The following is a 21,379-nucleotide window of genomic DNA, read 5'->3' on the forward strand; positions in this document are numbered from 1 at the left end:
CCTGCGAGGCGTTGGAAGGGAATCAGTCTATGGCGGAAATCGAATCGGCGCCCGAGGGCGCCACGGCCTTGCCGGGGGCGCGTTGCTTGACGGCGCGGGCGTTGCTGCTCGGCGAGCGAATCGACACGGGCGGGCTCGAGCGCGCCGATCTCGTCTCCACCTCGCCGCTCGCCTTTCCGGCGGGGCAGGCGGGCTTCGTCGTGCTCTACCGATTCGGCGTCGCCGTGCTGTTCGGCCTGTCGCCGCTCGAGGAGGACGAGACGCTCGCCAAGGTCGGCGCCCGTGTCGCCGGCGCCGCCACGCGTCGCGACGACGAGACATTGGTGCTCGAGATCACGCCCGACAGCGACGACAAGACGCTCGCCAATGGCCGTCTCGCGATCCGCGACGCCTCCGGCGAGCGGCTGCTGGTGGTGGCGGATGCTCTGGCCAAGAGCGTGGCGCTCGCCCGCGACGAGCGGCGCGTCAACGCCGTCTTCGACACGATCGAGCCTTTCGCCGCCGATCTCGCCAGCAAGGGGCGTCCGCCATGGCGCCGCCGCGCCATGCTCGAGCTCATCGGCCAGACGCTGCTGGTGCAGCATCGCGTCTCCGGCCGCGTGGCCGTGGAGGACAAGCCAGACGTGCTCTGGGACCGGCCCGATCTGGAGCGTCTCTACACGAGGCTCGAGGACGAATATGAGCTCGAGGCGCGCAGTCACACGCTGAAGACCAAGATCGAGGTCATTGGCGAGACGGCCCGCATTCTGACCGAGATCATCGACGTCGATCGCGCGGTGCGGCTGGAGGCGACGATCATTGTGCTGATCCTCGCGGAAATCCTGCTCACTCTGTTCCAGATCTTCGTGCAGCGGGCGCATTGAGAGCACTCATGCCGGAGGCGCGCGCGTGACCTTCGGCCAGCTCTCCATTCTGGCCGCGGCTCTGTTTCTGGTCGGCTCGGCGGAGGTGGTCGCCGGGCCGCTGATGACCGCGATGGCCCCGGATTTCGGCGTCGCGCCGGCCGCCATCGCCTATCTGCCGGCGGCCTATGGCCTCGCCTATGCCGGCTTCGCCATTATCGCCGGGCCTTTGTCCGATCGCTTCGGCCGCAAGCGGCCGCTGCAGGCAGGGCTGCTCGGCTTCGCGCTGTTCAGCGCCGGGCTGGCCAATTCCTCCAATCTCTCCGTGGCCATAGCGCTCAGCGGCCTCGCCGGCCTCTGCGGCGCTTTCGTGCAGCCCAATTCCCTGTCCTTCGTCGCTGATTCCTCTTCGCCGGAGGAGGTCGACGTCCGCACGGCGCGCGTTTTTATCGGGCTGATGTCGGCCTTCGTCGTCACGCCCTCCATCGCCGGATGGATCGCCGATCGTTTCGGCTGGCGCTACGCCTATTATCTTCTGGCGCTGCTGGCGGCGCTCGCCTTTGTGGCGGTCTCGGCGGCCTTTCGGCCCGGCCGCTCGCATGGCGGCGGGGTCGTCTCCTTCGTCGCCACCCATAGGGGCGCTCTGGCGACGCCCGGCGTCCTGCGACGGCTGGCGGCGAGCTATTTCTGGCTGGGCTCGGTGGCGGGCTTCGGCGTCGTCGTCGCGGATGTCGCGGCGCGCAAGCTGGCGCTCTCGCCCACCGACGCCGGCCTATTGGCGGGCTTTTTCGGCCTCGTCACCATCGCCGGCAATCTCGCCGGGCCTCTCGTGCGCAGGCTTCTCTCCTATAGGGCGCTGCCCATCGCCTGCCTCGCCGCCTCGGCCGGCGTTTTCGCTTTCGCCCTGCCGGCCGGCTCGGTCGCGCAGCTCGCGCTCATCGGACTGCCCTGGGCATTCGGCTATGGCTGCGGCGGGCCGCTGCATCACGCCCGGCTCAGCGGAATGTCGGCGCAGTTTCGCGGCACGATCAATTCCTATCACGCGAGCCTGCTCAACCTCGGCATTTTCTCGACGTCCTTCCTGTTCGGCGCGCTGGCGCCGAGCGGGCTCGGGGCCTTTTTCGCGCTGATCGGCGGAATATCGCTGATCGGCGCGACGCTGCTCGTCGTCGCCAATCTCGCCGAGCGCCGCGCGCCTACCAGCCGTTGAAACGCGCCGCCTCTTCGACGGCCGCGTCCGTCTCTCCGGGCGCGATCCAGCGGAACGACGGCAGCTGGTGGCGCGCGAAGGTGAATTGCCGTTTCGAATAATGACGCGTGTCGAGCTTGCCCTGCAATGCCGCCTCCTCGAGCGTCAGCTCGCCGCGCAAATAGCGCAGCAGATGCGGCGCCCCATGCGCGCGCATGGCCGGCAGAGCGGGGTCGAGACCGCGCGCGCCCATCGCCTCCACCTCCGCGAGCGCGCCTTCGCGCAGCATATCGTCGAAGCGCGCGTCTATGCGCCGATAAAGCTCCTCGCGCTCCGGCGCGAGGAAGAAGGCGAGGCATTGCGACGGATCGAGCAGCGAGGCCATGCGCGCTCCCTGGAAGGAGGCGAGCGGCTTTCCGGTCGCCTCGAGCACTTCCAGCGCGCGCAATATGCGCTGCGGATCTGAGGGCCGAAGCTTCGCCGCGGTCTCGGGATCGCGCTCCGACAGCCGTGCGTGAAGATATTCCGGCGCTCGGCCTTCCGCCTCGGCGCGGATTTTCTCGCGAATCTCGGGCGGGACTTGCGGAATGTCCGAGAGGCCGTAGAGCGCGGCCTTGTAATACATGCCCGTTCCGCCGGCGACGACAGGCGTGACGCCCTCCTGCGCCAGCTTTTCGAGCAGCAGGCGAAAATCCTCGAGCCAGCGGCCGACGGAATAATTCACGGCGGCGTCGACATGGCCGAACAGCTCATGGCGGACGCTGCGCTCTTCCTCCAACGTCGGGCGCGCGGTCAAAATGCGCAGGTCGCGATAGACCTGCATCGAATCGGCGTTGACCACGGCGCCGCCGATGCGGCGCGCCACGGCGAGCGCGAGAGCGGACTTGCCGCTCGCCGTCGGGCCTGCGATGAGAATGGCGCGTCTCGTCATCGGCCCTTCGCAACGACAAAACGAGCGAAATGTCAAAAGCCTCTGTCGAACATGTCGCGACTTTCATCGCCGGCGCCAGCGGCCCGCCGCTGACGGCCGAGGCCGTGCGCGCCTTTGCGCCCCCCGGCGCGCTGGATTGGCTGGAGAACGGCGTCGCCTGCGATGTCGCTTTTCCGCTCGCGCCAGAGGCGCTGCCGGATTTGCGTCTCGCGCTTCAGGCCGCTGCGAGCGCAGCCGGCGCCGATGTGATCGTTCAGCCGAAGGCCGGTCGGCGCAAGCGTCTCCTCGTCGCCGATATGGATTCGACCATGATCGGCCAGGAATGCGTCGACGAGCTGGCCGAATTCGCCGGCATTCGCGAGCGCATCGCGAAGATCACCGAACGCGCCATGCGCGGCGAGCTGGAGTTCGAGCCGGCGCTGCGCGAGCGGGTCGCTCTGCTCGCGGGCCTGCCGGTCTCGATCATCGAGACGATATTCGCCGAGCGCATCAGCTTCACGCCGGGCGCGCGGCGGCTGATCGCGACCATGCGCGCCAATGGCGCTTATACGGCGCTCGTCTCGGGCGGCTTCACCCCATTCGCCGAGCGCATCGCCGCCGGCCTCGGCTTTCATGAGGCGCGCGCCAATCGGCTGGAGACGCGCGAGGGGCGCATCACCGGAATCGTCTTGCCGCCGATCGCCGGCGCGGCGGCCAAGCGCGAGGCGCTCGACGAATTGCGCGAGACGCTGGCGCTGCCGGCGGAGGCGACGCTCGCGGTCGGCGACGGCGCCAATGATCTCGACATGCTCGCGGCGGCCGGCCTCGGCGTCGCCTATCACGCCAAGCCGAAAGTGGCGGAGGTCGCGGCCGCTCGCGTCGATCGCGCCGATCTTTCGGCGCTGCTCTTCGCGCAGGGCTATCGGTGGGAGGATTTCGTCGAGGGTTGAGCGTCAGGCGCGACCTTCCTGCGGAACGGTCGCGACTGCGAAGCGATAGCGGGCGCGGGTCGCCTCCGAGGTGAGAAAGGCGGCGATGGCGACGCCGATGAAATGCGCCAACAGCAGCGCGAAATTCACCAGCAGAACGAAGACGTCCAGCGCGCGGATGATCTTGTTCGGATCGGTGATGGCGATGCCGGGCGGCTGCGACACGGTTTTTGCGACGAGCAGAGAAACGCTCAGCGACAGGCCGACGAAGGAAATGATCACGCCGGCGAGGCCGATCAGCAATCCGAGTGAGAGAAACCAGAAGGCCGTGAGTCTATGGACGCCGAGATAATCGGCCCGCGCCACGGAGCGCGCCGCGCGCGTGTAGAAGAAGGCGAGCGCCGTCGCCGCGCAGAGCAGCAGAAACGCGAAGAGGCTCCAATAGATGGCGTCGCCATAGCCGGTCTGGCTGGGGCTGAAGGCGCGCCCGGATGTGGAAAATTGCAGCAGCACGGCGCTGGCGAGCGCAATAGCGAGCTGCGGCCAGAATTGCAGCCAGCCGAACAGGCGCAGACGCGAGGCGAGGCTTTGCGTCGGCGAAGGCTCGACGAGCGCCGGCGCGATCTGCGCCGATTCGGCCGGCGGCGCCTCCGGGCGGAAGCGGGAGAAGCTTCCGAGCGCGAGAGTGAGAGCGATCGAAGCCGCGAGGACATAGCCGAGCAGGCGATGCGCGGCGAGCAACGCATCCGAGGCTGTCGCGCCGGCGAGGCCGAGGGCCCGAGTCCAGGCCGGTCCGAGAAGATCGGCGAGCCTCGGGTCGGCGTCGGGCGAAACGGGCAGGGGGTGGCCGAAGACCTCGAGCGGAGCGCTGCCGAAATAGCCCCACAGAGCGCCGGTCGCGACCAGCAGCGCGAGCGAGAAATAAATGAGAAATTCGCATGAGGCGGCGGAGCAGCGGCGCCCCTTGGACCAGCGCGCCGGCAGCGTCGGCGGCGGAACTACGAGCCGCAGCACGATCTGCGCGAGTAGCAAGGCGCCGGCGAGGACGCCGAGCGCGACATGCAGCGCGAATGGAGGGCTCGTCAGCGGCCGCTCCGAATGAGCGGCGAGCCATCCGAGCGCCAGCGCGAGCGCGCCGAGCAGGATGACCGAGACGAAATTGATGCGGGCGATGATCGAGCGCATGGGAAAAGCGTCCGGCAAACGAAAACGCCCGCGTCGATCTCCGACGCGGGCGATCTCTTTCGCCAGATAGGGCGCTCTCGCGAAGGCGAAAGCCTGGGGCTGTCGTCAGTCGAGCGTCAGAGCGACGAAATGCGTGTCGCCCTGGGCGTTGGCGACGATCAGCAGCGCCGATTTCTTGCCGCCGTCCTTCAGCGCCTTCACCTTTTTCACGGCGTCGGCGGGATCGGCGATTGGCTCCTGATTGATTTCGAGCAATATCTCGCCCGCCTGCAGGCGCTTCTCGGCCGCGTCGGAGCGCGGATCGACGCCGGTGATGATGACGCCGTTCTTCACATTCTCTTTTATCTGGAAGCGGCTGCGCAGCTCGTCCGAGAGCGAGGAGAGCTCGAGGCCGAGCGCCTTCTGCGCGGCGGTCTTTTCGATCTGCTCATTCTTGGGCGCCTCGCGAGAGGCGACCTTTTCGCCATCCTCGAGACGGCCGAGCTTGATCGACTTCGTCTGCTCCTTGCCGTTGCGGACGACGACGACCTCTACGTCCTTGCCGACCGGCGTCGCCGCGACGAGCTTGGGCAGATCGCGCGATTCCTTGATGGGCTTGCCGTCGAATTTGACGATGACGTCGCCGGCCTTCAGCCCCGCCGTCTTCGACGGACCCTTGTCGTCGACGCCCGCGACCAGCGCGCCGCGCGTGGCGCCGAGGCCGAGATTTTCGGCGATGCCGTCATCGACATTCTGAATGCGCACGCCGAGCCAGCCGCGCCGCGTCTCGCCGAATTTCTGCAGCTGCTCGATGACCGGCTGCACCGTATTGGCCGGCGTCGCGAAGCCGATGCCGACCGAGCCGCCCGACGGCGACAGGATCGCCGTATTGATGCCGATCACCTCGCCGTCCATGTTGAACAGCGGGCCGCCCGAATTGCCCTTGTTGATGGAGGCGTCGGTCTGGATGTAATTGTCATAGGGACCGCTGTCGATATTGCGGTTGCGGGCCGAGACAATGCCGGCCGTCACCGAGCCGCCGAGGCCGAAAGGATTGCCGACGGCGAGCACCCAATCGCCGACGCGGGCCTTGTCGCTGTCGCCGAATTTCACCGCCTTCAGCGGCTTTTCGGGCTTCACCTTCAGCACCGCCACATCGACCTTCTGGTCCTTGCCGAGCACCTCGGCCTTGAGCTTCTGCCCGTCGGTGAAGATGACCGTCACCTCATTGGCGTCGGCGATGACGTGATTATTGGTGATGACGATGCCCGAAGCGTCGATGACGAAGCCGGAGCCGAGCGAGGCGGATTTGCGCTGGCGCGGCAGCTCCGGCGCGCCCTGGCCCTGCTGCTGGCGACGGCGCAGGAATTCCTCGAACAATTCGTCGAAAGGCGTCGAGGGCTGGCCGCCGGGGCCGGCGTCCTTTGACGGGCGCTTCTGGTCGACGGTCTGCGTCGCGGAGATGTTGACGACGGCGTCCGAGACATTGGCGGCGAGATCGGCCAGAGTGTCGGGGCCTTTGGCGTGCGCCGGCGTCGCCGCCAGCGGTCCGGCGACGAGCGCGCCGACGAGCCCCGCGGCGAGGGCGCGCCTCAGCGCCGTGAGTAGCGAAACGGACGCGGCAGATGTCATACTCTTGCTCTCCTGAGACCGGGCGGCGCCTCGCGCCGCGGCGACAGCGGGACTTGCGGTTCCGGCGATAGACGATGCTGCGAAGATTGTCGCACGACTTCGCTCGCACTCCGCCAGCAAAGCGGCGAGAGTTGGGCGTTCGCGCAAATCCTACCTTATGTACCTTATTTCCATCGCGACCGCGACTCTATTTCTTTTGCGGCGTCTGATCCTCGGCGGCTCTGCCGGCGGATGGCGTCCCGAAATAACGGAAGAAATCCGAGCGCGGCCCGACGAGAAAGCGGGTGTCGCCCGCTTTGAAAGCGGTTTCATAGGCCTGCATGGAGCGATAAAAGGCGAAGAAGTCCGGATCGCGGCCGAAAGCTTCGGCGAAAATGCGGTTGCGCTCGGCGTCGCCTTCGCCTTTGAGCTGATCGGCGCGGCGCTGCGCCTCGGCCTTGAGCACGATCACGTCGCGATCGGCCTTGGCGGTGATCTTCTGCGCCTGCTCGGCGCCTTGCGCGCGATACTCGGCCGCCTCGCGCGCGCGCTCGGTCTGCATTCGGCCGTAGACCTTCTCCGAAATCTGCTGCGGGAGATCGACCCGGCGGATGCGGGCGTCGACGACGTCGACGCCGAATTTGCGCGCCTCGAGATTGGCCTGCTGGCGGATCTTCACCATCAGCCCGGCGCGCTCGTCGCGCACGATCTGCTGCTGATTGGCCTCGCTCAGCACGCGCCGCACGGCGGAGTTCAGCACCGAGGCGAGCTGATTATTGGCGCCGGCGATACCGCCGACCGATTGGTAGAAGCGCAGCGGATCGACGATGCGATAGCGGATGAAGCTGTCGACCTCGAGCCGTTGATTGTCGGAGGCGAGCACTTCGAGATTGGGGCTCTCGACGTCGAGAATGCGATTGTCGAGGAAGATCACATTCTCGATGAAGGGAATTTTGAAATGCAGGCCGGGCTCGGTGATGAGCCCGCGGCCGGCGACCGGCTCGCCGAATCGTAGCACCAGCGCCTGCTCGGTCTGGGTGACGCTGAACAGCGCGCCGCCCGCCGCGATCAGCGCGAAAAGGGCGAGGATAACGCCGAAAAAAGCCAGAGAACCTTTCACTTGCGGCCTCCTTGCGTCGAAGAGAAGCCGGGCAGGGGCAGATAGGGAACGACCGAGCCGCCACCGGAGACGCCGGCCGGCGCCTCGTCGATGATGACCTTTTCGGCTCCGCCGAGCACGCGTTCCATGGTCTCGAGATAGAGACGCTGGCGCGTCACCGACGGGGCCTTCTTATATTGATCGTAGATCTGGTCGAAGCGAGACGCCTGTCCCTGCGCCTCGGCGACGATCTGCTCACGATAGGCCTCCGCCTCCTGCAGAATGCGGGCGGAGGCGCCGCGCGCCTCCGGCACGACGCGATTCGCATAGGCTTCCGCTTCATTGCCGAGCCTCTGGAGGTCCTGCTGCGCCGCGGTCACGTCGCGAAAGGCCGCGATGACCGAGGCCGGCGGATCGACCGAGAGCAGCAGCACCTGCAGCACCAATACGCCGCTGTGATAATCGTCCAGCACTTTCTGCATCAGCTGCTGGCTCGCCGGCTCGATCAATTTGCGGTCGGCGGTCAGGATTTTCTGGATCTGCGACTGGCCGACGATCTCGCGCATGGCGCTTTCGGCGACCGCCTTCACCGTCGCCGGCGGATTGGCGACGTTGAAGGCGTAATCCTCGGGATGCGCCGGATCGATCTGCCAGAAGACGCGGAATTTGACGTCGGCGATGTTCTCGTCGCCGGTGAGCATGAGGCTCTCTTCCGGCGCCTCCGGCGCGAGCGGACCGCGGCGCGTGGTCGGCTGCTCGCGAAAACCGATATCGACGGCGTTGCGGTCGGTAACGGCGAGCTTGATCACCGTCCCGATCGGCGACGGCAGATTATAATTGAGGCCGGCCTGCGTCTTGCCGCGATATTTGCCGAAGAGCAGATTGAGCCCGACCTCATTGGGGCCGACCGTGTAGAAGCCGCTGGCGAGCCAAGCGAGCACGGTCAGCAGCGCGAGAATGGCGACGCCGCGTCCGCCGAGGCCGGAAGGGAGCATTTGGCGCAGGCTGTCCTGCCCGCGGCGCAGCAGCTCTTCGAGATCGGGCGGCGCGCCGCCGCCGGAAGGACCGCCGCCCCAGGGACCTTGGCCCCAGGGGCCGTTGTCGTTCGGCTTGCGAGGGCCGCCGCCTTGACTGCTCCAGGGCATATCGACTCTTCGAAACAAGAGGAATGTGTCGGGCCGCGCCCGCCGATGGCGGACGCTGTTGTTTTATAGGCTTTGCGCGTGGCTTCGGCAATGAGCGGCGACGCGCGCGCGGCCGAATATCCTGCGCAATCGGCGCGTCATCGTCATCTCGGCGCCGCGATGGAGAGCAAATCTTTGAGCGAGAAGCCGTAATTGACGCCGACCCGAATGCTGTGCAGCGCCGACACCGTGCAGGTGGCGTAAGGGAGCGGGGATGTATTGGTGTCGTAGAGCGGGAGATAATGCTGCAGCTTGGCGTAGAGATATTCGGCGCGCACCGACACATTGTCCGTGATCGCGAATTGCGCGCCGGCGCCGACCGTCCAGCCCGGCAGGAACGGATTCTCGCGATTCGTCCCGTAAGTGTAGGGCGCGGCGATCACATTATAGCCGGAGAAGCTGCGCGGCGCGATGATATGGCCATAGGCGAGGCCGCCCGTCCCATAGACCAGCAGGCGATCGAAGGCATAGCCGAGGCGGATGCGGGCCGTGCCGAAGTAGCCGCCGCGCGCGCTCGACGCCTGGGCGTGGCCGTTGGAGCCGCCGCCGAGATCGCCGCGATAGGAGGCGTCGGTCTCGAAGCCGGCGATGATCTCCTTGGTCAGCGCGAAGGAATAGCCGAAGCGCAAGCCGCCCAGGAAGGCGGCGCCGTTCATCGGCACAGGGTCGGCGAATTCGCCGCCGCCGACGCCGGTTCCGGCGTCGAATCCGAAGGAGGGGCCGCTCCAGTCGATGGGCGAAGCCGTCGAGGCCGGAGTCGCGGGGGGCGGCGTCATCGGAGCGAGCGGCGGCGTCTCGCCGGCGCGTCGGCCCGGAACCTTGCAGCTGTCGTCGAAGCTCCAGTCGCCGGAGCCGAGCGCCGCGGGCGCGGTCGCGCCGCCGCTCGCGACAGTGACGAAAGTGCAGGGTGTGTCGAGCGTTCGACAGGCGCCGCCGCCGATCGGGCAGACCTCGATGACGCCGTCATAGAGAACCGCGTCGGTGCGTCCGAGCCGCACGCGCACGGCGAAACTGGTGCCGCGCACGCCGATCGTCGCATTGGGCGTGCGTACTTCGTAGTCCTTGTGGCCGGCCGGAGCGCTGATGAAGCGGAGCGCTCCCTTGGTGGCGCTGAAGACGGCGGTTTTGTCGTTGGAATAGACGAATTTGTCCAGCTTGACGCGGGAGGACGGGGCGAGCTGAAGATCGGTGCGGTCGTCGAAAACGAAGCGGCCGCGGCTCTCCGCGCCGGTGGACAGAACTTCGTCGGCATAGACGGCGTCGCCGACGCCGATCTTCGCCGTGCGGCCGTCCGATTCGCCGCGCACGTCCTTCTCGATCGCCGTGGCGCTGCCGATGTTCGGCGCCGCGCGAGAGAAAGACGTGAAAAAGGCGAGGACCGCGAGGGCGGCGACAAGTCTGCGCATGGTTGATCCGAAATTCTAAAGGGACGGGAATACGCGAATGCTCGCGCCCATCTAGCCCGACCATGAGCTTGAGCGCAACAGCGCGAGGGAAAGCAGAAGGGGATGAAGCCTCGACGAAGCCCGCCCTCGCGAGGCTCGCCATCGGGCCGGCGGCGTAGGGGGCTGGCGGAGACGGAGGGATTCGAACCCTCGATAGGGCTTTACAACCCTATAACGGTTTAGCAAACCGCCGCCTTCAGCCTCTCGGCCACGTCTCCGCAGGCGTCCTGAGACGCTCTTTCCGAAGCTCCGAATCTCGGCGCTTCGGCGAGCGCGAGTTGAGATATGCCAAAGCGGCAAATTCTTGGCAAGCGCGCTTATGCGCTCAGATTATTTTTGCCGGGCTCCGGTACTGTTGCGTAATTGACACAGCTTTCGACAAAAACCGCGATTTGGAGGACGAACAGCCCCGCCTTTGTTGACGACGCACGCAATGATCCGTAGCTATTCACCACAGACGGCGCGCTTCTCTGCGCCGGGTTGTAGCGGTCGGCGATCGATCGTGCGGGGCGCCCAGGGGTTCCGGCGGCGGCGGATCGAAGACCCATGAAATCTAACTGAGGGCCGTATGATGAAAAAGTCTTTGCTCGCCGCCTCCGCGCTCGCGCTGGCCGTCTCCGCGGGCTCGGCGTTGGCTGCCGACCTGCCGTCCAAGAAGGCCGCCCCCCTGCTGCCGCCCCCGCCGCCGCCGGCCGTGTGGACCGGGTTCTACGTCGGCCTGAACGCGGGTTACACCTGGGACGAGAGCAGCTCGGTGGCGGTCTCCTCGGGCTCGATCGCTCCGTTCAACCCGATCGTCGGCATCGCCGGCTCGGGCTTGCTCGGCACCAGCATCGACGGCTTCATCGGCGGCGGCCAGATCGGCTATAACTATCAGTTCGCGAACGCCTTCGTCGCGGGCGTCGAGGCCGACATCCAGGGCGTCGCCGGCAGCAACAGCGGCACGTCCTCGGTTGCGGCTTTCGGCCCGCTGACCTCGACGATCAGCGCTTCGAAGTCGATCGACTATCTCGGCACCGTTCGCGGCCGTCTCGGCTATCTGATCACCCCCTCGCTGCTCGTCTACGGCACCGGCGGTCTCGCCTATGGCCAAGCCAATCTGAGCAGCAGCGTGTTCCAGGCCGTCGGCGGTCTCGTCGGCACCTCGTCGAGCGCCTTCTCCGACACCCGCGTGGGCTGGGCGGCCGGCGGCGGCGTCGAGTGGCTGTTCCTGCCGAAGTGGAGCGCCAAGGTCGAATATCTCTATTACGATCTCGGCACGGTCTCGACCTCCAGCGTGATCTCCTTCACGGGCATCCCCACTCCGGTCGCCACCACCTCATCCTCGGCCCGCTTCAACGGCCATGTGGTTCGCGCCGGCGTGAACTACCACTTCAACCTGTTCAGCCCGGCCGCCGCTCCGGTCGTCGCCAAATACTGATTTGGCGGTCGCCCGATAGAGGCGAGCGAATAGAGAATAGTACGAAAAGCCCGGCGTATCGCGCCGGGCTTTTTGCTTGTCGTCGTCTCGGGCGGTTTGTTTGTTTCGGGCGACCCGTGCTTTCGTCACGTGAGCCGGGTCCAACCTCGCTCGCTGACGCTTTAGAGTTTCCAGCCGAAGTGGACACCGGTTCGGCGTTGGAAACGCGTCAAAACGAAAGACGCTAGACTTTAGCTGTGCTTCATCGAAACGTCCGCTTCGGTAGGAAGAGCCTCGCGTGATCGACCGCGATCCTGCCGGCGGCGATCGGCTTCTCGCCCGGCTGGCGCCTCAGAGCGAGTCGAGAAAAGATTCGATGCGCTCGAAATAGCGGGTCCAATCGGGCGCCGAGAAGCTTTGCGCGGCGCCAATGGCGGCGAGACGGTGGGGCGAGGCCGCCGCGCAGAAGTCCGTCACGGCGCGTTTCCATCCGAGCCCGTCGAGGGGCGAAAGGAAGAGCGCGCGCTCCTGCGCGATCTCGCGGAATACTGGAATGTCGGAGACGATCGCCGGCGTTCCGAGCGCGAGCGCCTCGACCACCGGCAGGCCGTAGCCTTCCGCGAAGCTCGGCATCAGCAGCGCATTGGCGTTGGCGAGCAGCCGGCGCAGCGCGGCCGCGGGCAGGTCGCTCGTCCAGCGCACATGGGGACGGATCGCCTCGCAGCGATTCAGCATGTCGACGATCTGCTCATTCTCCCAGCCGCGTCCGCCGACGAGGACGAGCTTGGGGACAGGCTGCGGACCCGCGGCCAGAGCGCGCCAGACATTGAGCAGCATCAGATGATTCTTGCGCGGCTCCAGCGTGGAGACGAGCACGAAATAATCGCAGCGCGCGAGCTGTTCGTCGCTCGCATCCGCGCTCTCGCCTTGCGTCGACGGCGCCGGCTCGACATGAATCGGAATGCGCGCGCCTTTGCGCGCGGTCTCGCGCTCGAGACGTTCGGCGACGATTTCGCTCATCGCAAGCAGCGCATCGGCGTGCCGCAGGATCGTGTCGATTCGCCTGCGAAACAGCGCCTCATAGCCGCGGCGGAAGAATTCCGGCCGATCGAGCGGCAGGAGATCGTGTACGAAGAAGACGGCGCGCATGTCCGGCCGCCGCTCCAGCCATCGAAACAGCAACGGGAACTCGCAGGCGTGCTGTCCTATGTTCAGATAGAGCGAATTCGGCGGCGGCGCGTGCGGCGCGTCATTGGCGAGACGCAGCGGCGTGCGCCAGAGAAATTGGCCGAGAGCGTCGCGCGGCGCAGGGGCCGTGACGGAGGGCGCGCGCTCCGCGCCGAGCAGCCAGCTGCGCAGCCGCGCCCATTCCGCCGAAGCGTCCGGCGCGGCGGGCGCGACATCGGCGACGATGCGGGCGAGGCGCGACGGCGCGAGCACATGCGGGCCGCGCGCGCCGTAATGCGCGGCGCAGGACAGGCGCGGATGCGCGGCGAAATGGCGTGCAAAAGCAAGATCGATACGCCCGATGCCGGCCGCGCCCGCCGCCCTTCCGAGGGAGACGAGATGCGTGGCGTCATAGACGATCGGGCGCGTCATATTCTTTTCTTCTCTACCAGAGCGCCGGATGGCGCGCATAGAGCGATAAAGCAGGATGAAAATAGGGATCGTCGCGAATGACCGCGCGCCAGCGGTCGCGGAAATAGTCGCGCTCTTTCGCATAGACGCTCATCGGACGAAACTTGGGCGAGCCGCGCGACGCCGATTCGTAATGCAGCAGCCGCGCGCTCGGATCATAGAGCGCGGTCCAGCCGCGCTCGCCGAGTCGCAGGCAGAGATCCACGTCGTTGAACTCGATCGGCAGATTGATCGCATCGAAACCGCCGACCGCGTCGAATTTGCGTCGCTCCACGGCCATGCAGGCGGCGGTGACGGCGGAGCTCTCATGCGCGAGGCCGGCGCGGCCGAGCCATGACGGCGTCTGCGGCGCGACCAGAGCGCCGAAATGTCCGGCGTCCTGTCCGAGCCCTAGGGTGACGCCCGCATGTTGGATGCGTCCGTCCGGATAGAGCAGCAGCGCGCCGACGGCGCCCGTCTGCGGCGCCATTGCGCGACGGGAGAGAGTCTCGAGCCAGTCCGGGCTGACGATCGCCGTATCATTGTTGAGAAAGAGGAGGACCTCGCCGGTCGCGGCGCGCGCGGCGTCATTGTTGAGACGCGCGAAATTGAACGGCTCGGGGCGCGAGAGAATGCGCACGCGCGGGTCCTTCTTCACCTTTTCGAAAGTGGCGAAGGTCTCCGCCTCGCGGCTGCCATTGTCGACGATGATCAGCTCGAAGGACGGATGCGTCGAGAGGCGCAATATGCTGTCGACGCAGGGGCGAAGAAGATCGGCGCGGTCGCGCGTCAGCACGATGACGGAGACGCTCGGCGCGGGCTCGGCGCGAGCGGGCGCGGATGGCGCGACGATCGGCGCTTCCGGTTCCTCGTCGCGCGTCAGCAGCCAGCGGCGCAGATGCGAAATCTCTGCGCGCGCGAGGCGGAAGGGCGCTGCGCGCATCGACTCGCCGATCGATTTTCCCGTCAGCGTCGAGGCGGCGTAGAAAGCACAACGGCCGAAATAGGAGCGCGCCGCCGCGAGCGAAGGGCTCCAATCGGGCGTGAAGCTCGGCCTCGGTCCGTTTTTCGTGCGCAGCAGTTCGTCGGCGTAGATCAGCTTGGCGTGCGGCGCGCGCGCGATGTGTTCGGCGAGCGAGGCGAAGGCGTGATCGGCCAATTCGTCGCCGGCGCGCAGAACCGCGACGAAATCCGTCTCGGCGAGCAGGGGAACGAGTTCCGCCTCGCTATGCGCGATGCGCGCGAGTGGGAGAAACGGGAGTTGGGATTGCCGCTCGATCGAGGCGAGAGTGAGCGCCTTTCGGTCGGGGGCGGCGCCGGCGTCGAGGAGCAGAATCGCAAAGCGCGGCGCCGTCGCGGGGTCGTTGCGCGGCGCGTCGAAGCCCGTCGGTTCGAAGCAGCGGGCGCGGCGCGCGCGCCAATTCTCGAAATCATCGAGCGGCTCGAAATTGCTCGCCCAATCGAGCGCATTCTCGGCCTCGCTGCGATAGCCGAAGAGAGTGGGCAGGAAATATGACCAGAGCTTCGCAGGCCTGCGACGCCAGACGCGCATCAGCGCCTCGGCGAGGCCGACCGGCCGCAGGCTCTCGATCATGAAGCCGAAAGGGCCGGGCCGATTGGTCGGGCTGATGAGAAACTCGCGCGCGCCGCGGGGCAGGGCGCCGATCCAGACGCCTGCGCCGGCCGCCGGGCCGGGGAGGATGCGGTCGATGGCGCCTGCAGGCGTCACGAAGCGCAGCACGGGCCGCGCCGGATCGTCGAGCAGGCTCGTGCGGAAAACCATCTCGACGAAAGGGCCGGCGCCGAAATCGGCCTCGATTCGAAGCCAGGGCTCTTTCGAGACAGAGACGAATCGCTCGTCGCGGACGATCACGTCCTTCGCGGGGGTCAGCGCGATTGCCTGCTGCGTCAAATGTGATCCACTTCTCGAATTGGAGGCCGCGCCGCGAGAGGCCGTCCAGAATAGCCGTCCTCTTGAGCGAGGTGCGACGGCTTGTCAACGTCATGGTTAATGTGGCGCGCGGCGCAATTCGTCATGAGGCGGAGGCTATTTCCGGGCGGCCTCGGCTCTATGTCAGCGAAAGACGCGCCCGCTTCTTGTCCCGCGACGCTCCGAGATTCGTTCCGAGACACAGGCTCGAAGAGATACGCCATGTCGTTGACAACCAGAACCTCGCTGGCGACCGGGCCGCTCCCGCCGCGCTCCGCCGCCGGCCCTGCGGCCGCTGTTCCGCCGGCGGCCGCCGATTACGGCAAAATGCCGTTGGACGAAGTGCTGACGCGGCTCGGCGTCGATCCGAGACGCGGGCTCGCCGCGGATGAGGCGCGCCGGCGACTGCGGGCCTACGGCCCCAATGCGCTGCCCGAGAAGCGCGTCTCCCTCTGGCGCAAGATCCTCGGCTATTTCGCCGGGCCCATGGCCTATATGATCGAGGCGGCGGCGATCGTCTCCGCGCTGATCGGCCATTGGAATGATTTCGCCATCATCTTCGCTCTGCTGCTGTTCAACGCCGGGCTCGAATTCTGGCAGGATCGCAAAGCCTCCAATGCGCTGGCGGCGCTGAAGAAAGGCCTCGCGCTGGAAGCCACCGTGCTGCGTGACGGCGAATGGAGCGCGAGGCCCGCGGCCGAGCTGACGCCGGGCGACATTGTGAAGATCCGGCTCGGCGTCGTCGTGCCGGCCGATCTGCGGCTCGTCTCCGGCGATTACGCCTCCATCGACCAGGCGGCGCTGACCGGCGAATCACTGCCCGTCGCCAAAAAGGTCGGCGATGTGGCCTATTCCGGCAGCATAGTGAAGCAGGGCGAGATGATCGGCGTCGTCACGGCGACGGGCGCCAACACATTCTTCGGCCGCACGGCGAGCCTCGTCGCCGGCGCGGGCGCAGCGAGCCATGCGCAAAAGGCCATGTTCGAGATCGGCGATTTTCTCATCGTCGTCGCCGTGGCGCTCGCGGCGGTTCTCGTCGCGGTGAAGGTCTATCGCGATCTCGTCGTCGCCGATGATTGGAGCATGGCGGACGCGCTCTCCATTCTTCAGTTCGTGCTGGTGCTGATGGTCGCCTCCATTCCGGTGGCCATGCCGGCGGTGTTCTCGGTGACGATGGCGCTCGGCGCGCTGGCTCTGTCGAAAGAAAAGGCGATCGTCTCCAAGCTCTCGGCGATAGAGGAGATGGCCGGCGTCGATATTCTGTGCTCCGACAAGACCGGCACGCTGACCAAGAATCAGCTGACGCTGAGCGAGCCTATCCTCTTCGAGTCCAAGGACGCGCAGGATTGTATTCTCGCCGCTGCGCTCGCCTCCAAGCTCGAGGATCGCGACGCCATAGACACGGCCTGCATCGACGCGCTGAAGGACAAGGACGCGCTCCGCGCCTATTCGATGACGAAATTCATTCCCTTCGATCCTGTCGCCAAGCGCACGCAGGCGACGGTGACCGATGCGCAGGGCAAGTCGATCATCGTCTCGAAAGGCGCGCCGCAGGCGATCGTCGATCTCGTCCACGCCGACGCAGACATCGCGCAGCGCGTGAAAAGAATCGTCGACGAACTCGCCGAAAAAGGCTCGCGCTCGCTCGCCGTGGCGCGCTCGGAGGACGATGGGGCGACGTTCCGGCTGCTCGGAATTTTGCCCATGTTCGATCCGCCGCGCGCCGATTCCAAGGTGACGATCGCCGCCGCTCGCGCCAAGGGCGTGGTGGTGAAAATGGTGACGGGCGACGACACCGCCATAGCGATAGAGACCGCGCGGCAGCTCGGCCTCGGCGATCATATCGTCGCGGCGGCCGATATTTTTCCCAAAGATCTCGATCCCAATCATCTTTCCGCCGATGTCGTCGACGCGATCGAGCGGGCGGACGGCTTCGCGCGCGTCTTTCCCGAGCATAAATATGCGATCGTGAAAGCGTTGCAGCAGCGCGGCCATCTCGTCGCCATGACTGGCGACGGCGTCAATGACGCGCCGGCGCTGAAGCAGGCCGATTGCGGAGTCGCCGTTTCCGGCGCCACCGACGCTGCGCGCGGCGCTGCGGCGCTCATCATCACCGCGCCGGGGCTTTCCGTCATCTCCAGCGCCATCGACGAGGCGCGGCGCATTTTCGGCCGAATCGAGAGCTACACGACCTATCGCGTCGCTCTGACCATCGACATCATGTTCGTCGTCGTTCTGTCGAGCGTGCTTTTGGGCTTTACGCCGCTCACCGCCGCGATGATCGTCGTGATGTCGCTGCTCGACGATGCGCCGATCATGACCATCGCTTATGACAATACGCCGGTCGAGCCGCGGCCGATACGCTGGCGAATGCCGCGGCTGCTCGCCATTGCGACCGTGCTCGGCCTCGTCTGCGTCGTCGAATCCTTCGGCCTGCTGCTCATCGGCGTCAGGGCGCTGGCGCGGGAGCCGCTGGGGGAGGCGATGCAGCTGTTCTCGCCACAGCAATTGCAGACGATGATGTTTCTGCAGCTCGTCGTCGGCGGCCATCTGCTGCTGCTCGTCGCGCGCACGCAGCGCTGGTTCTTCCTGCCGCCTTTTCCGGCCTGGAAGCTCCTCTTTGCGATCATAGCGACGCAGCTCCTCGCCGCGGCCATGTGCTACTTCGGGTGGCTCGTTCCGCCGATCTCGCTGCGGCTCATCGGCATCGTCTGGGCCTATTGCATCGGCTTTATGTTCATATTGGGATTGGCGCGCAAGATCGTCGCGCGCGTCGTGGATCACCGTATGAGACGGCAGGAGAAAAGCGTGGCCACGGTCGAGCGCCCGCTCTCCGGCGGTCTCGCGTTGGCGCGGCAGGCAGCCTCATCCAGAGGGTAAGCGAATGGATTGGCGTGACAAATACAGGGTCGAGCCGGGTGCGAAGCTCCGCCTCGCCGATTATGATCCTTCCGCTACGGGCAAGCACAAATCGCATGAGGAGGCGCTGCCCAAGATCAAGGAACATGTCGAGCGCATGGCGAAGCTGCAATATCTGCTCTATGCCGATGGCTCGCAGGCGCTGCTGATCGTGCTGCAAGGGCTCGACGCCGGCGGCAAGGACGGCACTATTCGTCATTTGTTCTCAGGCATGAATCCGCAAGGCGTTTCGGTCGCCTGCTTCAAGCAGCCGACGCCGATCGAGCACGACCATGATTTTCTCTGGCGTATTCACGCCCATGCGCCGGCCAAGGGCCAGGTCGTCATCTTCAACCGCTCGCATTACGAGGATGTGCTGGTGGTGCGCGTGCACAAGCTCGTTCCTCGCGACATATGGTCGAAGCGCTATGACGAGATCAATGATTTCGAGAGCCTGCTCACCCGCGACGGCAATGTGCGAATATTGAAATTCTATCTCCACATCAGCCCGGAGGAGCAGCTCGCGCGCTTCGAGCAGCGACTCGACGATCCGGCGCGCAATTGGAAGATCAGCGAGAGCGATTACACGGAGCGCGAATATTGGCCGCAATATGTGGAGGCCTATGAGGAGGCGCTGGCGCGCACGAGCACGAAGCAGGCGCCCTGGTTCGTGGTTCCGTCGAATCACAAATGGTTTCGCGATCTCGTCATTTCGCGAATCGTGGTCGACACTCTGGACGAGATGGGGCTGAAGCTGCCGCCGACGCGCGTCGATCTCGCGCAGATCGCGAAGAAATATCACGCCGCCGTCGCCGAGGCGAAGAACGGCGGACCCGGGCGGCGCGGCTGAATATCGCCGAAGCGAGGATTTCATGAGAGGTTTTATCGTGATTTCGGGCTGCTCGGGCGGCGGCAAATCGAGTCTGCTCGCCGAGCTCGCGCGCCGCGGCTTCGCTGTGGTCGAAGAGCCGGGACGCAGAATCGTCGCCGAGGAAATTGCGGGCGAGGGAGCTGCGTTGCCGCGGGTCGATCTCGCGGCATTCGCGCGTCGCGCCCTGCGAATGGCGATAGAGGACCGCGAGAGAGCTCGTCGCGAGATCGGGCTCGTGTTTTTCGATCGAGGGCTGGTCGGTAAGCATCCGGCGTGGACCGCAGGCGGGATAGGCTGAAGCGTCAGGCGCCGGCGCGCGCCTTCAGGTCTTTGTGGATTTCGATGAGCTCGACGAGAGTTTCGATGCCGAAGTCGGTGAATGCGAGAACGCCGTCGTCTCCGATGCCGTAGACCCAGATGACGCCGTCCTCTGTGTCCATTTCGAGAGCGATATCGTGGATGAAGTCGACGCTCTCGCCGAGGCGTCTGCGACGCGCTCGACGGTCGTGACGTGATCGACCTTGTTGACCTGCATGCTCAGGCCGCCAGCGCCGACCCGCGCGGAGCCGACGCTCGCCAGTTCCACGGCAGCAGTTCATCGAGCCGATGCGCTGGATGTCCGGCGATGCGCGAGAGAACGTCGGCGAGCCAGGCCTGCGGATCGACGCCGTTCATCTTGGCGGTGATGATGAGGCTGTACATCGCGGCGGCGCGCTGGCCGCCGCGGTCGGAACCGCAGAACAACCAGCTTTTCCGGCCAAGGGCGATGCCTCTCAGGCCTCGTTCGGCGGCATTGTTCGATAAGCATACGCGTCCGTCATCGAGGAACAGCGTGAAGGCCGGCCATCTCTTCAGCATGTAATGGATCGCCTTGGCGAGATCGTGCCCGCGCGAGAGTTTGGCGAGTTGCTCGCGCAGATAGATTTCCAGCGCATCGACGAGCGGGCGGCTAGACGCGTGCCGGACGGCGAGACGTTCCCCGGCGCTCTTGCCGTTGATCGACCTCTCGATCGCAAACGGCGCGTCGATCCGGCGCACGATCTCGACGGCGATCGGAGAGAGCGGGATTTCCTTTTTCCCCGCGGCCTTACGCCGCGCATTCTCGCCGATATCCGCCATGGCGAAGAATGGGCGCCGCGCATGGACCCAGCACGCGGCCTCGCGGATCGGGCCGGGCTTGCGCTCCGCCAGATACAGCCGGTTATAGCCGTCGTAGGCGTCCGCTTGCAGGATGCCGGAATACCCCGACAAGTGAGTCTGCGGATGTTCCCCGCGACGATCACGCGAATAATAAAAGATCGCGGCCGGCGGTCCGGCGCCGCCGAAAGGCGCGTCATCGCGAACATAGACCCAGCACCGGCCGGCAGCGGTCTTGCCCTTCGCCAGCACGGGCACGGTTGTGTCGTCCCCATGCAGCCGCTCCGCCGCCAGAACATGCGCCTCGACGAGACGCCACAGCGGATCGAGCGCCGCACACACGGAGCCGACCGCGTCGGCCATGGTCGACAGCGCGATCGGCGCGCCTTCGAGAGCATAGCGCTCGGCCTGGCGGTTGAGCGGCTGATGCTGGCCGAACTTCTCGAACACGATCATCGCGAGCAGGCTCGGACCCGCCCAGCCGCGCGCGACGACATGGAATGGCGCCGCCGCCTGGGTGATCTTCTCGCAGTCGCGGCAGGTGAACTTTTCCCGCACGGTCTCGACGACCTTCCACTGACGCGGCGTCGTCTCGAGCGTCCGCGTCACATCCTCGCCGAGCTTGCGCAATCGCGCGCCGCCGCAGCAGGCGCAAGTCGCCGGAGCTTCGATGACGACCCGCTCACGCGGCAGATGCTCGGGAAAGGTGTCGCGCTCCTGCGACCGCTTGCGCTCGAAGCTGGCGACCGTCGTCGTTTTGGCGACGGCGCGCTCCGCCGCGAACTCGTCCTCGGTCGCGCTCGCTTCCAGCTCTTCGAGTTCGAGCGACAACTGATCGAGCAGCCGCGCCGAGCGCTCCGACTTCTGCCCGTAGATCTGCCGTTGCAATTTGGCGATCTGGAGCTTTTGCGCCGCGATCAGCGCCATGTCTTCCGACGCCTTTGCAAGCGCGACGGCGAGTTGCGCTTTCAGCACGGCGTTTTCGTCGAGAAGGGCTTGGTTCACGGCGTCCATGAAGCGAAGTGAATCACAAATCGTGCGATTTGCAGCGCCCCAAAATGCAGTCGACCCCAGCTTTTTCTCACCCCGCGCTTTGCGGCCTGTAGGTGAGTTGCGGATTCCGCCAGTCGATCCCCTCGAGCATATAGGCCATC

General features: G+C 66.1%; 15 protein-coding genes, 1 tRNA gene and 2 pseudogenes. 7 read left to right on the forward strand and 11 right to left on the reverse strand.

What is annotated here, in order from left to right; translation table 11 throughout:
- The first annotated feature begins 29 nt into the window (after positions 1-29).
- Together C5689_RS10800 and C5689_RS10805 are read left to right on the forward strand one after the other, a co-directional pair.
- Positions 30-863 (forward strand): RMD1 family protein, encoded by an 834-nt coding sequence (locus C5689_RS10800; RefSeq protein WP_108917280.1) that lies wholly within the window; start codon positions 30-32, stop codon positions 861-863.
- Positions 864-888: 25 nt separating this feature from the next.
- Positions 889-2,052, forward strand: coding sequence for an MFS transporter (locus C5689_RS10805; protein ID WP_108917281.1), 1,164 nt, complete (start codon positions 889-891; stop codon positions 2,050-2,052).
- Here the strand turns inward: C5689_RS10805 and miaA are convergent.
- On the reverse strand, positions 2,039-2,962 hold the full coding sequence (gene miaA, locus C5689_RS10810) for a tRNA (adenosine(37)-N6)-dimethylallyltransferase MiaA (RefSeq protein ID WP_108917282.1): 924 nt from the start codon (positions 2,960-2,962) through the stop codon (positions 2,039-2,041). The genes C5689_RS10805 and miaA overlap by 14 nt on opposite strands.
- Before the next feature lie 29 nt (positions 2,963-2,991).
- Between miaA and serB the strand changes: the two genes are divergently transcribed.
- Entirely contained in the window at positions 2,992-3,891 is a 900-nt protein-coding gene (serB, locus tag C5689_RS10815) for a phosphoserine phosphatase SerB (protein ID WP_108917283.1), read from the forward strand.
- A gap of 3 nt (positions 3,892-3,894) precedes the next feature.
- On the opposite strand, the gene C5689_RS10820 is transcribed toward serB, so the two are convergent.
- The 6 genes from C5689_RS10820 to C5689_RS10845 all read right to left on the reverse strand — a co-directional run bounded on the left by C5689_RS10820 (position 3,895) and on the right by C5689_RS10845 (position 10,591).
- Positions 3,895-5,055: a DUF3611 family protein gene (locus C5689_RS10820; protein WP_108917284.1), complete on the reverse strand. Its 1,161-nt coding sequence runs from the start codon at positions 5,053-5,055 to the stop codon at positions 3,895-3,897.
- Positions 5,056-5,160: 105 nt separating this feature from the next.
- Positions 5,161-6,666 (reverse strand): Do family serine endopeptidase, encoded by a 1,506-nt coding sequence (locus tag C5689_RS10825; RefSeq protein WP_108917285.1) that lies wholly within the window; start codon positions 6,664-6,666, stop codon positions 5,161-5,163.
- 187 nt (positions 6,667-6,853) lie between these two features.
- Positions 6,854-7,765 (reverse strand): protease modulator HflC, encoded by a 912-nt coding sequence (gene hflC, locus C5689_RS10830; protein WP_108917286.1) that lies wholly within the window; start codon positions 7,763-7,765, stop codon positions 6,854-6,856.
- Positions 7,762-8,889, reverse strand: a complete 1,128-nt coding sequence (hflK, locus tag C5689_RS10835) for an FtsH protease activity modulator HflK (protein WP_108917287.1) — start codon at positions 8,887-8,889, stop codon at positions 7,762-7,764. Before hflK ends, hflC begins: the two co-directional genes overlap by 4 nt.
- 143 nt (positions 8,890-9,032) lie before the next feature.
- Positions 9,033-10,334 (reverse strand): FecR domain-containing protein, encoded by a 1,302-nt coding sequence (locus C5689_RS10840; protein WP_108917288.1) that lies wholly within the window; start codon positions 10,332-10,334, stop codon positions 9,033-9,035.
- A 163-nt stretch (positions 10,335-10,497) separates the two neighbouring features.
- Positions 10,498-10,591: transfer RNA gene (locus C5689_RS10845), tRNA-Ser, on the reverse strand.
- 353 nt (positions 10,592-10,944) lie between these two features.
- Here C5689_RS10845 and C5689_RS10850 point away from each other — a divergent pair.
- Positions 10,945-11,793 (forward strand): outer membrane protein, encoded by an 849-nt coding sequence (locus C5689_RS10850; protein WP_167398712.1) that lies wholly within the window; start codon positions 10,945-10,947, stop codon positions 11,791-11,793.
- Between the two features lie 330 nt (positions 11,794-12,123).
- Here the strand turns inward: C5689_RS10850 and C5689_RS10855 are convergent, their stop codons facing one another.
- Both C5689_RS10855 and C5689_RS10860 read right to left on the reverse strand, forming a co-directional pair.
- On the reverse strand, positions 12,124-13,371 hold the full coding sequence (locus C5689_RS10855; RefSeq protein WP_108917302.1) for a glycosyltransferase family 4 protein: 1,248 nt from the start codon (positions 13,369-13,371) through the stop codon (positions 12,124-12,126).
- A 13-nt stretch (positions 13,372-13,384) separates the two neighbouring features.
- Positions 13,385-15,301, reverse strand: coding sequence for a glycosyltransferase family 2 protein (locus C5689_RS10860; protein WP_108917290.1), 1,917 nt, complete (start codon positions 15,299-15,301; stop codon positions 13,385-13,387).
- Positions 15,302-15,541: 240 nt separating this feature from the next.
- On the opposite strand from C5689_RS10860, the gene C5689_RS10865 reads away from it, so the two are divergent.
- The 3 genes and pseudogenes from C5689_RS10865 to C5689_RS10875 form a co-directional block, all read left to right on the forward strand.
- On the forward strand, positions 15,542-18,199 hold the full coding sequence (locus C5689_RS10865) for a plasma-membrane proton-efflux P-type ATPase (protein WP_244594668.1): 2,658 nt from the start codon (positions 15,542-15,544) through the stop codon (positions 18,197-18,199).
- A 4-nt stretch (positions 18,200-18,203) separates the two neighbouring features.
- The gene (locus tag C5689_RS10870; protein ID WP_108917291.1) at positions 18,204-19,067 is read left to right on the forward strand and encodes a polyphosphate kinase 2 family protein; all 864 of its coding nucleotides are present in this window, start codon (positions 18,204-18,206) and stop codon (positions 19,065-19,067) included.
- Between the two features lie 22 nt (positions 19,068-19,089).
- Positions 19,090-19,347: pseudogene (locus C5689_RS10875) on the forward strand (AAA family ATPase); the annotation flags it as partial.
- Between the two features lie 43 nt (positions 19,348-19,390).
- Here the strand turns inward: C5689_RS10875 and C5689_RS10880 are convergent.
- Positions 19,391-19,623, reverse strand: a pseudogene (locus C5689_RS10880) (hypothetical protein).
- Between the two features lie 2 nt (positions 19,624-19,625).
- On the reverse strand, positions 19,626-21,239 hold the full coding sequence (tnpC, locus tag C5689_RS10885; protein ID WP_108917293.1) for an IS66 family transposase: 1,614 nt from the start codon (positions 21,237-21,239) through the stop codon (positions 19,626-19,628).
- Positions 21,240-21,379 lie beyond the last annotated feature (140 nt).

Source organism: Methylosinus sporium (assembly GCF_003113265.1).
Classification (GTDB): domain Bacteria; phylum Pseudomonadota; class Alphaproteobacteria; order Rhizobiales; family Beijerinckiaceae; genus Methylosinus; species Methylosinus sporium.

Coding starts and splice junctions, on each gene's coding strand:
- C5689_RS10800 (WP_108917280.1), top strand. CDS start 30: ATGGCGGAAATCGAATCGGCGCCCGAGGGCGCCACGGCCTTGCCGGGG.
- miaA (WP_108917282.1), bottom strand. CDS start 2,962: ATGACGAGACGCGCCATTCTCATCGCAGGCCCGACGGCGAGCGGCAAG.
- serB (WP_108917283.1), top strand. CDS start 2,992: ATGTCAAAAGCCTCTGTCGAACATGTCGCGACTTTCATCGCCGGCGCC.
- C5689_RS10820 (WP_108917284.1), bottom strand. CDS start 5,055: ATGCGCTCGATCATCGCCCGCATCAATTTCGTCTCGGTCATCCTGCTC.
- C5689_RS10825 (WP_108917285.1), bottom strand. CDS start 6,666: ATGACATCTGCCGCGTCCGTTTCGCTACTCACGGCGCTGAGGCGCGCC.
- hflK (WP_108917287.1), bottom strand. CDS start 8,889: ATGCCCTGGAGCAGTCAAGGCGGCGGCCCTCGCAAGCCGAACGACAAC.
- C5689_RS10840 (WP_108917288.1), bottom strand. CDS start 10,334: ATGCGCAGACTTGTCGCCGCCCTCGCGGTCCTCGCCTTTTTCACGTCT.
- C5689_RS10850 (WP_167398712.1), top strand. CDS start 10,945: ATGAAAAAGTCTTTGCTCGCCGCCTCCGCGCTCGCGCTGGCCGTCTCC.
- C5689_RS10855 (WP_108917302.1), bottom strand. CDS start 13,371: ATGACGCGCCCGATCGTCTATGACGCCACGCATCTCGTCTCCCTCGGA.
- C5689_RS10865 (WP_244594668.1), top strand. CDS start 15,542: ATGTCGTTGACAACCAGAACCTCGCTGGCGACCGGGCCGCTCCCGCCG.
- C5689_RS10870 (WP_108917291.1), top strand. CDS start 18,204: ATGGATTGGCGTGACAAATACAGGGTCGAGCCGGGTGCGAAGCTCCGC.
- tnpC (WP_108917293.1), bottom strand. CDS start 21,239: ATGGACGCCGTGAACCAAGCCCTTCTCGACGAAAACGCCGTGCTGAAA.